The organism is Kluyvera sp. STS39-E, assembly GCF_040932435.1.
In the GTDB taxonomy this organism is placed as follows: Bacteria; Pseudomonadota; Gammaproteobacteria; order Enterobacterales; family Enterobacteriaceae; genus Kluyvera.
The window spans coordinates 477,749-491,359 of sequence record NZ_JBFQGA010000003.1 but is presented as its reverse complement, the minus strand read 5'-3'; the positions used below and the strand labels follow the sequence as shown (position 1 = coordinate 491,359).

The following is a 13,611-nucleotide window of genomic DNA, read 5'->3' as shown; positions in this document are numbered from 1 at the left end:
CCGGACATTATCGGAGCAGGAGGAATGTCATGAGTAAACTATTGGATCGCTTTCGCTACTTTAAGCAGAAAGGCGAGACCTTTGCCAACGGTCACGGACAGGTCTATGACAACAACCGTGATTGGGAAGATAGCTACCGCCAGCGCTGGCAGTTCGACAAAATCGTCCGCTCAACGCACGGCGTAAACTGTACGGGCTCATGCAGTTGGAAGATTTACGTCAAAAATGGGCTTGTCACCTGGGAAACCCAACAGACTGACTACCCCCGCACCCGCCCCGACCTGCCAAACCATGAGCCACGTGGCTGCCCGCGCGGCGCGAGTTACTCTTGGTATCTCTACAGCGCTAACCGTTTGAAGTATCCGCTGGCACGCAGAAAACTGATTGAACTGTGGCGTGAAGCGCTGGCGCAACATCCCGATCCGGTTCTGGCCTGGGATAGCATCATGCAAAGCCCGGAAAAAACGCTGAGCTACAAACAAGCTCGCGGCAAAGGCGGCTTTGTCCGTTCGTCGTGGAAAGAGCTAAACCAGCTGATTGCCGCCGCCAACGTCTGGACGATTAAAAACTATGGCCCGGACCGCGTGGCCGGCTTTTCGCCTATTCCAGCGATGTCGATGGTTTCTTATGCCGCCGGCACCCGCTATCTCTCGCTAATTGGTGGCACTTGCCTGAGCTTCTATGACTGGTACTGCGACCTGCCGCCGGCTTCACCGATGACCTGGGGCGAGCAGACCGACGTGCCAGAATCCGCGGATTGGTACAACTCCAGCTATATTATCGCTTGGGGCTCTAACGTACCGCAGACCCGTACCCCAGATGCCCACTTCTTTACCGAAGTGCGTTACAAAGGCACCAAGACGGTCGCCATCACCCCTGACTTCTCTGAAGTTGCCAAACTCAGTGACCAATGGCTGGCCCCCAAACAGGGCACCGACAGCGCGCTGGCAATGGCCATGGGCCATGTGATTTTAAAAGCCTTCCACCTCGATAATCCGAGCGACTACTTTATCAACTACTGCCGTCGCTACACCGACATGCCAATGCTGGTGATGCTAGACGATCGCGGGGACGGTTCCTACAGCGCAGGCCGCATGCTACGCGCATCCGACCTAGTTGACGGTTTGGGTGAAAGCAACAATCCGGAGTGGAAAACGGTCGCCTATGACCGCGACGGCGAACTGGTCGTGCCGAACGGCTCTATCGGCTTCCGCTGGGGTGAAAAAGGCAAATGGAATCTGCAAACGCTGGCCGGCAGCAAAGAGACGGAGCTGACGTTATCCCTGCTGGATAACCGTGATATCGTCGCGGGCGTGGCGTTCCCCTACTTTGGCGGCAACGAAAACCCGCACTTCCGCAGCGTCAAACAGGACCCGATTCTGGTACGCAAACTCCCGGCCAAAACCCTGACTCTCGCTGATGGCAGCCAGCGTCTGGTGGTCAGCATTTACGATCTGACGCTGGCAAACTACGGACTCGATCGCGGTTTGGACGACGAACTGGCGGCAAAAGACTTCAACGAGGTGAAAGCCTATACCCCCGCCTGGGCCGAGCAAATCACCGGCGTATCACGCCACAACATCGAAAAAATTGCCTTTGAATTCGCTGATACCGCACACAAAACGCACGGCCGTTCGATGATCATCCTCGGTGCCGGGGTCAACCACTGGTACCACATGGACATGAACTACCGTGGCATGATCAACATGCTGGTATTCTGCGGCTGCGTCGGTCAAAGCGGCGGTGGTTGGGCGCACTATGTCGGTCAAGAAAAGCTGCGTCCACAAACCGGCTGGCTGCCACTGGCGTTCGCGCTGGACTGGAATCGCCCACCGCGCCAGATGAATAGCACTTCCTACTTCTACAACCACGCCAGCCAATGGCGCTATGAAAAACTGACCGCCAAAGAGCTGCTCTCTCCTTTGGCAAACCCGGAAAAATACACCGGCCATCTGATCGACTTTAACGTCCGTGCCGAACGCATGGGCTGGCTGCCGTCCGCGCCACAGCTCAACGTTAACCCGCTGACCGTGAAGGCCAAAGCCGCAGAGCTTGGCATGTCGCCGCAGGAATACACCGTTCAGGCGCTGAAATCCGGCGATATCCGCATGGCCTGCGAGCAGCCGGACAACGGTAAAAACCACCCGCGCAACATGTTTATCTGGCGCTCAAACCTGCTGGGATCGTCCGGTAAGGGCCACGAATACATGCTCAAATATCTGCTGGGTGCTGACAGCGGGATTCAGGGCGACGATTTAGGCTCGACCGACGACGTGAAGCCGGAAGAAGTGGAGTGGCAAACCGCCGCGCTGGAAGGAAAACTCGACCTGTTGGTGACGCTGGATTTCCGTATGTCCAGCACCTGTCTGTTCTCCGATATCGTCCTGCCTACCGCCACGTGGTATGAAAAAGACGATATGAACACCTCAGATATGCACCCGTTTATCCACCCACTTTCCGCCGCCGTCGACCCGGCCTGGGAGTCAAAAAGCGACTGGGAGATCTACAAAGGCATTGCTAAATCGTTCTCGGAAATCTGTCAGGGGCATCTGGGCACTGAAACCGACGTGGTGCTGCAACCGTTACAGCACGACTCTCCGGCGGAATTGGCCCAGCCGTTCACCATTGCCGACTGGCGCAAAGGCGAATGTGACCTAATCCCCGGTAAAACCGCGCCGAACATTGTGGCCGTCGAACGCGACTACCCGGCCACCTACGAACGTTTTACCGCACTCGGCCCGCTGCTGGATAAGCTCGGCAACGGCGGCAAAGGCATTGGCTGGAATACCCAGACCGAAGTCGATTTCTTAGGCAAACTCAACTACGTCAAGCTGGATGGCCCGGCAAAAGGTCGTCCGTGCATTGAAACCGCGATTGACGCCTCGGAGGTGATCCTCGCCCTCGCCCCGGAAACCAACGGTCAGGTGGCGGTCAAGGCCTGGCAAGCGCTGGGCGAATTTACTGGAATCGACCACCGACATTTGGCGACCAACAAAGAAGACGAGAAAATTCGCTTCCGTGACATCCAAGCCCAGCCGCGCAAAATTATCTCCAGCCCAACCTGGTCGGGTCTTGAAGATGAACACGTCTCTTATAACGCGGGTTACACCAACGTACATGAACTGATCCCGTGGCGCACCGTGTCCGGACGGCAATCGCTGTACCAGGATCACCCATGGATGCGCGACTTCGGCGAAAGCTTGGTGGCCTATCGCCCACCGATCGATACCCGCAGCGTCAGCCATATGAAGGAGATTCCGCCAAACGGTTTCCCGGAAAAAGCGCTTAACTTCCTGACCCCGCACCAAAAATGGGGCATTCACTCAACCTACAGCGAAAACCTGCTGATGCTCACCCTGTCGCGCGGCGGGCCTATCGTTTGGCTGAGTGAGACCGACGCCAAAGAGCTGGGTATTGCCGATAACGACTGGATTGAAGCGTTCAACGCCAACGGCGCGCTCACCGCCCGTGCGGTAGTCAGCCAGCGCGTGCCGCCGGGCATGACCATGATGTACCACGCCCAGGAACGCCTGATGAATATTCCAGGCTCGGAGATAACCGGACGGCGCGGCGGGATCCACAACTCCGTCACCCGCATCTGCCCAAAACCGACCCATATGATCGGCGGCTATGCGCAACTTGCCTACAGCTTCAACTACTACGGCACGGTCGGTTCCAACCGTGACGAGTTCATTATGATCCGCAAAATGAAAAATATTAATTGGCTGGATGGTGAAGGCAACGATCAGGTTCAGGAGGCGTCAAAATGAAGATACGCTCACAGGTTGGGATGGTTTTAAACCTCGATAAATGCATCGGCTGCCACACCTGTTCCGTGACCTGTAAAAACGTCTGGAGCAGCCGCGAAGGGATGGAATACGCGTGGTTCAACAACGTGGAAACCAAGCCCGGCATCGGTTTCCCGAAAGATTGGGAAAACCAGGAGAAATGGCAAGGCGGCTGGGTACGTGGGATCAGCGGTAAACTGACACCACGTATGGGCGGTCGCCTTGGGGTACTGTCGAAAATCTTCGCCAACCCGCTGATCCCAGGCATTGATGACTACTACGAACCGTTCACCTACGACTACCAGAATCTGCACAACGCGCCGGAGGGCAAACACTTGCCCACCGCCCGCCCGCGCTCGCTGATAAGCGGCCAGCGCATGAACAAAATTGAATGGGGTCCGAACTGGGAGGAACTGCTCGGCGGCGAGTTTGAAAAGCGCGCCCACGACCATAACTTCAATGAGATGCAAAAGGAGATGTACGGTCAGTTCGAAAACACCTTCATGATGTACCTGCCGCGTTTGTGCGAACACTGCTTGAACCCAAGCTGCGTGGCCACCTGCCCAAGCGGTGCGATTTACAAGCGTGAAGAGGATGGCATCGTCCTTATCGACCAGGATAAATGCCGCGGCTGGCGTATGTGCATTACCGGTTGCCCGTACAAAAAAATCTACTTCAACTGGAAGAGCGGCAAGTCAGAAAAATGCATTTTCTGTTATCCGCGCATCGAGTCTGGCCAGCCCACCGTCTGTTCTGAAACCTGCGTGGGTCGTATTCGCTACCTTGGCGTGCTGCTTTATGATGCCGACCGCATTGAAGAAGCTGCCAGCACCGAGAAAGAGACCGATCTCTACGAACGCCAGTGCGACGTCTTCCTCGACCCGCACGATCCGGCGGTGATTGAAGAAGCGTTGAAACAAGGCATCACCCAGAACACCCTCGACGCCGCCCAGCGTTCCCCGGTGTACAAAATGGCAATGGACTGGAAGCTGGCGCTGCCGCTGCACCCGGAATACCGCACCCTGCCAATGGTTTGGTACGTGCCGCCGTTGTCTCCGATTCAGTCAGTCGCCGATGCGGGTGGCCTGCCGAAATCCGACAGCGTCCTGCCGGCCGTCGAAAGCCTGCGCATTCCGGTGCAGTATCTGGCGAACATGCTCAGCGCTGGCGATACCGGCCCGGTACTGCGCGCGCTGAAACGCATGATGGCGATGCGTCACTACAAACGTTCGCAAACCGTGGAAGGCATCACCGATACTCGCGCGCTTGAAGAAGTGGGCTTAAGCGAAGCGCAGGTCGAAGAGATGTACCGCTATCTGGCGATTGCCAACTATGAAGATCGTTTTGTGATTCCGACTAGCCATCGTGAAATGGCGGAAGATGCCTTCCCGGAAAGCAAAGGCTGCGGCTTCACCTTCGGTGACGGCTGTCACGGGTCGGACACCAAGTTCAACCTGTTTAATAGCCAGCGTATCGACGCCATCAACATTGGGGGGAAAGACTAATGCGAGTCCTGAAAATCATCGGGCTGCTGCTGGAATACCCCGACGAACTAAGCTGGGAGAACAAAGAGGAGCTGTTCTCCCTTATCGACAGCGATGCCCCGGCGCTGCGTCCTTTCCTTGATCAGCACCTCGGTGTTTCACTGCTGGATAAACAGGCCGAATGGTGTGAAATCTTCGAACGCGGTCGCGCCACTTCGCTGCTGCTGTTTGAGCACGTCCACGCGGAGTCTCGCGATCGCGGCCAGGCGATGGTTGAGCTGATGAACCAGTATGAACAGGCGGGTTTACAGCTCGACTGCCGCGAACTTCCTGACCATCTGCCGCTGTATCTGGAGTATCTGAGCATTCTGCCCGACGCTCAGGCTCGCGAAGGTTTACAGAACGTCGCGCCGATTCTGGCGCTAATTGGCGGTCGCTTAAAACAGCGCCAAGCGCCGTGGTATCAGCTGTTTGATACCCTGCTGACGTTGGCAAATACCAAACTATCAAGTGACAGTGTCACTAAACAGGTGGCGGGTGAAGCACGCGATGACACCCGCCAGGCGCTGGATGCGGTCTGGGAAGAGGAACAGGTGAAGTTTATCGAAGATAACGCCACCGCCTGCGACAGTTCTCCGCTGCAAAGCTATCAACGACGCTTTAGCCAGGACGTGGCGCCACAGTACGTGGACGTCCGTGCGGGAGGCCCGAAATGATACAGTATCTCAACGTCTTCTTTTACGATATCTACCCTTACCTGTGCGGCACGGTGTTTCTGCTCGGCAGTTGGCTGCGCTATGACTATGGCCAATACACGTGGCGCGCCTCGTCAAGCCAAATGCTCGACAAGCGCGGGATGGTGTTATGGTCGAACCTGTTCCACGTCGGCATTCTCGGGATCTTCTTCGGTCACTTTTTCGGTATGTTGACGCCACACTGGGTCTATGAGTCGTGGCTGCCGCTATCGCAAAAGCAGCTGATGGCAATGATTCTGGGTGGAGCCTGCGGCGTGCTGACGCTGGTCGGTGGTGCCGGTCTGTTGATCCGTCGCCTCTTTAACCCGCGCATACGGGCGACGTCCAGCACGGCCGATATTCTGATCCTCAGCATTTTGCTGATTCAGTGCTGCCTTGGCCTGTCCACCATTCCGTTCTCCGCCCAGCATCCGGACGGTAGCGAAATGTTGAAACTGGTGGATTGGGCACAAGCGGTCGTCACCTTCCATGGCGGCGCATCCGCCCACTTGGACGGCGTGGCGTGGGTCTATCGCGTGCATCTGGTGTTGGGCATGACGATATTTCTGTTGTTCCCATTCACCCGCTTGGTTCACGTCTGGAGCGCGCCAATCGAATATCTGACCCGACGCTATCAGGTGGTACGTTCCCGTCGGTAATCCCTGTGCGCCATCTGCCCGATGGCGCTTCGCTTATCGGGCCTACGAGGGAGTGTAGGCCGGATAAGGCAACGCCGCCATCCGGCAACAACCCGCGCTATCTGCCCAATAAGGTCACGCCGCAATCGTTCTTTTTTATAAACAATATCTCAACGACTGATATATTCCCCAAGCGCTATTGATTTCCCCCTGTATATTACGCAACGTTGATGGCCAAGCTATCAACTTAATAATCTTGTTATGGCGAGGCTCCTGAATAAACATAAGTTATCGCCCTGGTGGTATCGAGAGAGACCATCACAGGGAAATACAGGCATCCATCGAATCAAGGTGTTGCCAAGATAACTTCTGACGGTACAAACCGTACAGATACGTTGTTCAGTGCTAAAACCGGGACGTAGGGATTCTTCTCAGCTCTTCCAGTTTTGTTCGCCCTATAAGTATCTATTCTATAGGGAAAATTCAATGTCACACATTAGCGTACCGTACTACCCAACCGAGCAACATGCAGGCGATATTATTTCAGGTTACATGACCCGTGATTATATTTCGCTGCCTGAACATCTCAACGTAAAAGAAGCGCGGGAGCGTTTTTTACAGATATTAAATGATGATCATTTCCCGTGTGCGATATTTGTCGTCGCCGGTGATAGCCTGCGCGGAATATTATCGACGCGCAAATTGCTGCAGGCGTCCGATGACAATCAGCCATTGACGCAGTTAATCTCAACGACCCTCTATCACGTCGGCCCGCAGGATGACCGAACCATTGCCGCCGAGTTAATAGAAAAACACCACCTGACTCTGCTGCCGGTTATTGAAAATGGCAAATTGATAGGCTGTCTGAACGAAAAAGAGATCGCCCGCCTGCTGGCCGATGAAGTCACCGAAGATGCGCAGCTCCAGGGCGCTACCTTGCCGCTGGACAAACCGTATCTGGAGATAAGCCCGGTGGTGCTGTGGAAGAAGCGCGCGGTCTGGCTTCTGCTGCTGTTTATCGCGGAAGCCTACACCAGCAGCGTTATCCAGCATTTTGAAGAGGCGTTGGAATCCGCCATTGCGCTGGCGTTCTTCATCCCCCTGCTCATCGGCACCGGAGGCAACAGCGGCACCCAGATAACCTCAACGCTGGTGCGCGCAATGGCGCTGGGCGAAGTAGGTATGCGCGACCTTGGCCGCATTTTGCGTAAAGAGATGTCGACCGCCGTACTGGTCGCCATCACCCTCGGAACGGCAGGATGCATCCGAGCATGGATGATGGGCATCGGCCCTGAAATCACCTTGATTGTCAGCATCACGCTGGTGTGTGTCACGCTGTGGAGCGCAGTGGTATCGTCGGTTATTCCACTGGTCATTAAGCGGCTGGGGATTGACCCAGCGGTGGTTTCCGCACCGTTTATCGCCACCCTGATTGATGGCACCGGGCTGATTATCTACTTCAAAATCGCCCAGCATTTCTTAGGCTTAAACTAACGCATTGGCACCGCTGTAGGCCAGATAAGGCATTTATACCGCCATCCGGCAATCAGCTCCGAATCGCCTGATAACGCTACGCTTATCAGGCCTACTCAAGCACAATTGTATCGCCGGTTGCCGGGGAGATAACCTCCGGCAGCCACAGTTTTCCCCACGAGCCGGTGCAGTGGCAGCCCATGATGTTATCGGGCTTGACCGCCTGCAGAAACCGTCTGACCTGCCACAACTTCCAAGGCGACGCGCAGCGCAAATGGAAGCCGCCGATAAGCGCATGAATATGCTCAATTCCGGTAATACGCTGACAGTGGCGCACGATATCAACGATCCCGCGATGACCACAGCCGGTGATAATTACCAACCCGCGGTCGGATTGATGAATCAGCACGCCTTCATCAATCACATAATCCGTCGCCGCCGCATCGTCACCGAGCACACCATAGGCTCGGGGAGTAGACAGCGGAATTTCCCCCGACCACATAAAGTTGTCGCTAATTTTTACGGGAGCACGGGTGTATTCCATTTGATGGCGGGTGTAATCGATATCCAGCGACAGCTTTTTAATTTTGTAGGTATATCCGGGCAATTTGACCGCGGCGTAGCGCGAGCGAGCGATGTCCGGGTGGCAAATAATCCGACTGCTATCCGGCAGCCACGGCACGCCGCCACAATGGTCGTAATGACCGTGAGAAAGCACCGTTGCGGTCAGCTTGCTAAGGTCAACGTCCATCAGCGCGGCATTGTGCAAAAAGCTATCGTCCGGACCGGTATCAAACAAAATGGTGGTGGTCTCGTCGTGAACCAACAGGCTAAGACCCGCTTTTGCGCGCATCCCGCCACGCGCTCGACCGCTACGATGATTTTCCAAAAGTACGCGTATCGTCAGTGACATGATGTTTCTTCCCTGATAGTGGCTCGTAGGCCGGATAAGGCATTTATGCCGCCATCCGGCAACAGCTCCGAATCGCCCGATAGCGCGACGCTTATCGGGCCTACAAAACTACTTGCCGCCTTCTGGGTGGGTATCAAACGCCGCCATCACAGCCGCCAGTTCGCTTTCGCTAAAGCCGTGTTTCGGGTCGCCAACGCCCAGTCCAAAACGGCTTTGCAGCGCTTCGTACAGCGCGGGAACGTCCGGGAAATCCACCTTCTCCACCACGTGGTTTTTATCCCAGTGGGTAAAGTGGAAATTGGTGAGGGTCATTTTGCCGCCGTCCGGCAGGTGGCGACACATCAACAGATGATGGCGGAAATGTGACTGCGGCCAGTGTGCCGACCAGAAGTTGCCCATCACGTAATCAGACGCGTACTGACGCCCGAGGTCGAAGTGGTACATCGACTGCCAATGATCGTGATGGCTAAACTGCAGGATCCACTCCTGATTTTCATACAGCAGGCGGTAGTTGCCGTGCGGCGTCGTCTGCACAATATCAGCCAACAGCTTGATTGGCGCGGTCAGCGTCTGGCCGCCAAACCCCACGTCGGCAATCCAGCGCTCCCCGTCCACTTCCACCAGCAGCAGACGGTGCGTGCGTGGCGGCATCTGCGGCGGGTGCGCAAGCACCACGCGCCCTAACAGGCTGCGAACGGTGAAACCCATTTCCCGCAGCACGCGTTCAAACAGGCCATTTTGTTCAAAGCAGTAGCCGCCGCGACGGGCATTGACCAGCTTATCTTCCAGCGCTTGATCGTCGAGATGCATCTCGCGCGGCAGCAGGACATCGAGATTTTCAAACGGGATCGCCGCGTTGTGATGAATATGCAAACTGCGCAGCGTCTCGATAGAAACATCGGGGGTGCCCGTCCAGTCCAGACGAGCAAAATAGGCGTTTAAAAAGGGGGTCATCAATGCCTCCAGCATTCTGTGTCCGTACTTTATAGCCTATTTTAATCCCCACATTGACTGTTTTGTGCGATCGGTTGAGCTAGCGTGTATTACGCTGCATCAGCGCTAACGCACTGAGCATTAACGCCAGCCCAACGAACAGCGTTAGGCTCGCCATCGCCATCCCCTGACCCACCGAACCTTGCTCAAACTGCCGCCAGATAAACACCGCCACCGTCTGCGTGCCGGCCGGAGCCAGCAGCAGCGACGTCACCAGTTCACGAGAAGCGACGGCAAACACCATCAGCATCGCCGCCAGCAGCGCAGGAAATACCAGCGGCAGAACAATCAATCTTAACGCCTGCCAAGGCGACGCGCCGTGTACCCGCGCGGCGGGCTCCAGATTGGTGCCAAGCTGGCGCAGAGCGCTGCCGACATAGCGCACCGGCCACGGTAGCAGCAGGCAACAATAGGAGAGCAGCAGCATAAACCACGTGTTGTAAGGCGAAACCGGCCAGAACGGCTGGTTCCACAGCAAAATCAGCCCCACGCCCACCACCACCCCGGGGAGCGCTGCGGGCATCAGCGACAGCGCATCGATAAACGCGCTACCTTTGATCTTCTGCACCAGTACCAGCCAAGCCGCCACCAACCCAAGCAGGCCGACAATCAACGCTGACGCCAGCGCCAGTGATAAACTGGTGCCCAACGCCGACAGCGCATCGCCCTGCTGGGCAAACAGCGCAGTAAAGTGCTTCAACGTAAAGTTGCCGAGATTTAGTCCGCCAGAGAGCGTCCCCATCAGGCTTGTCGCCACCATCGATGCCCCCGGCAGGACCACTGCCAGCCCGCCAACGCAGCCCATTAGCAGCAGCGCGGGTAACGTCATAACGCCGAGCGATACCCCGCTGTTCTCCCCCGGTTTTCCGGTGACACTGGTGACTTCAGTGGTTCCAGTCAGCCGCTTTTGCAGCCACCAAGCCAGCAGCGCCACGGTAATCAGCAGTACTGAAAGCAGCGATGCGCCGGTAAGATCGATAGGCCAGTCTGCCAGCTTTTTCTCAATCCCAACGGTCAACATCACGATGCCCGCTCTAGATCCGAGCGCCGCAGGCACGCCGTACTCTTCTATCGCCAGCGTAAAAGCCAGCAGCATCCCGGCGGCCAGCGCGGGAGAAAGCATCGGCAGCGTCACGTGCCAAAAAGCCTGCCAGCCGTTCGCACCGTGTACTCGCGCAACGGTAGCCAGCCGCTGACCGCTCGCCAGCAGGCTGCGCGACACCGCAAAGTAAACCACCGGAAAGATATTCAGGGTCATCACCAGCACAATCCCTAGGCGGCTAAACAGCAGATCGTTGAGATCCCAGCCGCTCAGTTGCTGCAGATAGCCATTATGCTGGAGCACCAGCATCCACGACAGTGCGGCAATATAGGGCGGCGTCAAAAAAGGGATCAGAAACAGCAAATCCCACAGTTTTGGCAGCGGCAGGTTAAACAAACCGCGCAAAACGCCGAGCGGCAGACCGATCAACACGCTCATCAATGCCACGCCGCAGGCTATCCATAGCGTTCCTCCTAACATTGGCATCAATTGCGGGTCGTTAAGCAATGCCGACACACCGCTAAACGGCGCGCGGAGCGAACCGGCGCTAAACTGCGGGAAAATGCCCTGCAGGAGAATAAACACCAGCGGCAGCGCCACCAGCACAACCAGAGCGGCCAGCGTGGTGCCGGAGATCAGTTTTTGTTTCACCCAACAATCCTTTAATGCGAGAAGCCCGGCGGCGTAGTGCCAAACCGGGCGACAAAGGGGGGAGTTATTGCCCAAATAAGGTGTTGAAACGAGAGAGTACCGCGCTACGTTCGCTGCTGCCGTCGCTGGTGGTTGGCAGGATTTTCAGCTCGCCCAGCAGCGGGCGTTTAGCTTTCACATCGCTTCGCGCTGGCATCAGCCAGGCATCGGCCACCATCGCCTGACCTTCTGGCGACAGAACGTAATCCACAAACGCTTTAGCATCATCCGCATGCTGGGTGGTTTTGAGGATCATCATCGGACGCGGCGCAATTACCGTACCGCTCGCTGGGAAAATCACCTTCAGCGACTCGCCCTGGGCGATATTGCCATAAGAGACATAGTCCACCGCGCCAAATACGGCAGCTTTCGCCCCCTGCATCACCGGCGTCACCGCCTGCGCATTCGGGCCGCTGACCACCATGCCGTTGTTTTTCAACGCCTCAAACAGCGCCCAAGCCTTGTCTCCTAAACCATTTTGCAACCCGATCAGCAAATCCAGTGACGCGCCGGAAAGCGCTGGGTCAGGAGTCGTGACCTGGTTTTTAAACGCGGCTTCGGTCAGATCCCGCCACTCTTTCGGCTCCGGCGTGCCGCTTTTGCTGTTCCAGACGATCCCCAGCGCGGAAATCCCCTGCGCCACGTAATCCGTCGACTTCAGCGACGACGGAACGAGACCCGCATTACCGCTTTGATACGGCATCAGCCAGCCACGGTTGTGCAGGTCTTCTGCCGTATCCCACGACGCGGAGATCAGCACATCCGCCTGCGGATTGGCCTGTTCAGCTTCCAATCGCGCCATGACCTTGCCGGTAGTGGCCTGGAAAATATTCACCTTCACGCCGGTTTTCTTCTCATAGCCGCTGGCAAGACTCTTCGCCAGCGAACCTGGACCTGCGGTATATACGGTCAGCGCGTGGGCACTGGAAATCATGGTGGCAGATAACATCATGGCAAGCGCAACGCCCTGTTTAATGGATTTCATACAAGTTCCCCTGAGGATGAAGCAACGGCGCGAACAGCAGCAATGCTGCCCGCAGAAAGGTGCACAATTCGGTCGGCCAGTAGTTCAGCTTCGCGGCGGTCGTGGGTGACGTAAACGGCGGTGATGCCCAGTTGCCGCAGCAGTCGGCTCATCTCCAGACATAACGATTCACGCAGTTCGCTATCGAGGTTGGAAAGCGGTTCGTCAAACAGCAGCACCCGCGGTTCGGCGACAATCGCCCTTGCCAGCGCCACGCGCTGCTGCTGTCCGCCGGAAAGCCCGGAAGGCTTACGTTCAGCGAAACCGGTGAGTCCAACCATTGCCAGTGCGTCATTGACTCGACGCGCCCGTTCAGCGCGCGCCACACCGCGCATCCGCAGCGGAAAGGCGACGTTTTCAGCAGCGGTCATATGCGGCCACAGCGCGTAGTCTTGGAAAACCATGCCGATATCTCGCTGCTCGGGCGGCAGCCCCCAGCCGGGTTTGGCAATCAGACGGTCGCCGAAATGAATTTCACCTTCAGCGGGAACGGTGAGCCCTGCCAGCAGGCGCAGTAACGTGCTTTTGCCGCAGCCGGAAGGCCCAAGCAATGCCACGATGCTGCCCGCATCGATCTGCAGGTTGATGTGATTGAGAACCGTTGTGGCGCCGAAAGCGAAGGAAACGCCATCGAGCCGGATACCAGTCAGCGCGCGCATCATTGCCCTCCTCGAATGGAAAGCGATGCTTCACCCGTAGTCGAAATCCGACGGGCCGCGCTCACCTGCATTAACATCAGGGGAGCTAACATATTGTTATCCTCTTTGGGACTTAGTGCTGGCGACTATAGGCAGGTAAGATGACGTATTGATTACGTTTTTATTGCGATTTA

General features: G+C 56.5%; 10 protein-coding genes and 1 riboswitch. Of the genes, 5 read left to right on the top strand and 5 right to left on the bottom strand.

Going from position 1 to position 13,611, the window contains the following annotated elements; translation table 11 throughout:
• The first annotated feature begins 29 nt into the window (after window positions 1-29).
• From AB4K05_RS08930 to AB4K05_RS08910, 5 genes are all read left to right on the top strand, one after another.
• Window positions 30-3,770: a nitrate reductase subunit alpha gene (locus AB4K05_RS08930; protein WP_368479621.1), complete on the top strand. Its 3,741-nt coding sequence runs from the start codon at window positions 30-32 to the stop codon at window positions 3,768-3,770.
• Window positions 3,767-5,293, top strand: a complete 1,527-nt coding sequence (narH, locus tag AB4K05_RS08925; protein WP_368479620.1) for a nitrate reductase subunit beta — start codon at window positions 3,767-3,769, stop codon at window positions 5,291-5,293. The genes AB4K05_RS08930 and narH overlap by 4 nt, the downstream gene beginning before the upstream one ends.
• Entirely contained in the window at window positions 5,293-5,988 is a 696-nt protein-coding gene (gene narW, locus AB4K05_RS08920) for a nitrate reductase molybdenum cofactor assembly chaperone (protein WP_368479619.1), read from the top strand. Before narH ends, narW begins: the two co-directional genes overlap by 1 nt.
• Window positions 5,985-6,665, top strand: coding sequence for a respiratory nitrate reductase subunit gamma (narI, locus tag AB4K05_RS08915; RefSeq protein ID WP_368479618.1), 681 nt, complete (start codon window positions 5,985-5,987; stop codon window positions 6,663-6,665). The genes narW and narI overlap by 4 nt, the downstream gene beginning before the upstream one ends.
• A gap of 227 nt (window positions 6,666-6,892) precedes the next feature.
• A riboswitch (M-box (ykoK) riboswitch) is annotated at window positions 6,893-7,075 on the top strand.
• Between the two features lie 55 nt (window positions 7,076-7,130).
• Window positions 7,131-8,138 (top strand): magnesium transporter, encoded by a 1,008-nt coding sequence (locus tag AB4K05_RS08910; protein WP_368479617.1) that lies wholly within the window; start codon window positions 7,131-7,133, stop codon window positions 8,136-8,138.
• Window positions 8,139-8,229: 91 nt separating this feature from the next.
• Here the strand turns inward: AB4K05_RS08910 and AB4K05_RS08905 are convergent, their stop codons facing one another.
• The 5 genes from AB4K05_RS08905 to AB4K05_RS08885 form a co-directional block, all read right to left on the bottom strand.
• Window positions 8,230-9,030 carry an MBL fold metallo-hydrolase gene (locus tag AB4K05_RS08905; RefSeq protein ID WP_368479616.1) on the bottom strand — a complete coding sequence of 267 codons (801 nt, stop codon included), beginning with the start codon at window positions 9,028-9,030 and terminating at the stop codon, window positions 8,230-8,232.
• 108 nt (window positions 9,031-9,138) lie between these two features.
• A complete protein-coding gene (nhoA, locus tag AB4K05_RS08900) occupies window positions 9,139-9,984 on the bottom strand; it encodes an N-hydroxyarylamine O-acetyltransferase (protein WP_368479615.1) in 846 nt (281 codons plus the stop codon).
• 79 nt (window positions 9,985-10,063) lie between these two features.
• Entirely contained in the window at window positions 10,064-11,716 is a 1,653-nt protein-coding gene (locus tag AB4K05_RS08895) for an ABC transporter permease (protein WP_368479614.1), read from the bottom strand.
• Window positions 11,717-11,780: 64 nt separating this feature from the next.
• Complete coding sequence (locus AB4K05_RS08890; protein ID WP_368479613.1) at window positions 11,781-12,740, bottom strand: ABC transporter substrate-binding protein; 960 nt, start codon at window positions 12,738-12,740, stop codon at window positions 11,781-11,783.
• Window positions 12,737-13,441, bottom strand: coding sequence for an ABC transporter ATP-binding protein (locus tag AB4K05_RS08885; RefSeq protein ID WP_368479612.1), 705 nt, complete (start codon window positions 13,439-13,441; stop codon window positions 12,737-12,739). The genes AB4K05_RS08890 and AB4K05_RS08885 overlap by 4 nt, the downstream gene beginning before the upstream one ends.
• Between the last annotated feature and the right edge of the window lie 170 nt (window positions 13,442-13,611).

What these genes read in the sequence shown, in the direction of transcription:
- AB4K05_RS08930 (WP_368479621.1), top strand. Translation starts at nt 30, where the DNA reads ATGAGTAAACTATTGGATCGCTTTCGCTACTTTAAGCAGAAAGGCGAG.
- narH (WP_368479620.1), top strand. Translation starts at nt 3,767, where the DNA reads ATGAAGATACGCTCACAGGTTGGGATGGTTTTAAACCTCGATAAATGC.
- narW (WP_368479619.1), top strand. Translation starts at nt 5,293, where the DNA reads ATGCGAGTCCTGAAAATCATCGGGCTGCTGCTGGAATACCCCGACGAA.
- narI (WP_368479618.1), top strand. Translation starts at nt 5,985, where the DNA reads ATGATACAGTATCTCAACGTCTTCTTTTACGATATCTACCCTTACCTG.
- AB4K05_RS08910 (WP_368479617.1), top strand. Translation starts at nt 7,131, where the DNA reads ATGTCACACATTAGCGTACCGTACTACCCAACCGAGCAACATGCAGGC.
- AB4K05_RS08905 (WP_368479616.1), bottom strand. Translation starts at nt 9,030, where the DNA reads ATGTCACTGACGATACGCGTACTTTTGGAAAATCATCGTAGCGGTCGA.
- nhoA (WP_368479615.1), bottom strand. Translation starts at nt 9,984, where the DNA reads ATGACCCCCTTTTTAAACGCCTATTTTGCTCGTCTGGACTGGACGGGC.
- AB4K05_RS08890 (WP_368479613.1), bottom strand. Translation starts at nt 12,740, where the DNA reads ATGAAATCCATTAAACAGGGCGTTGCGCTTGCCATGATGTTATCTGCC.
- AB4K05_RS08885 (WP_368479612.1), bottom strand. Translation starts at nt 13,441, where the DNA reads ATGATGCGCGCGCTGACTGGTATCCGGCTCGATGGCGTTTCCTTCGCT.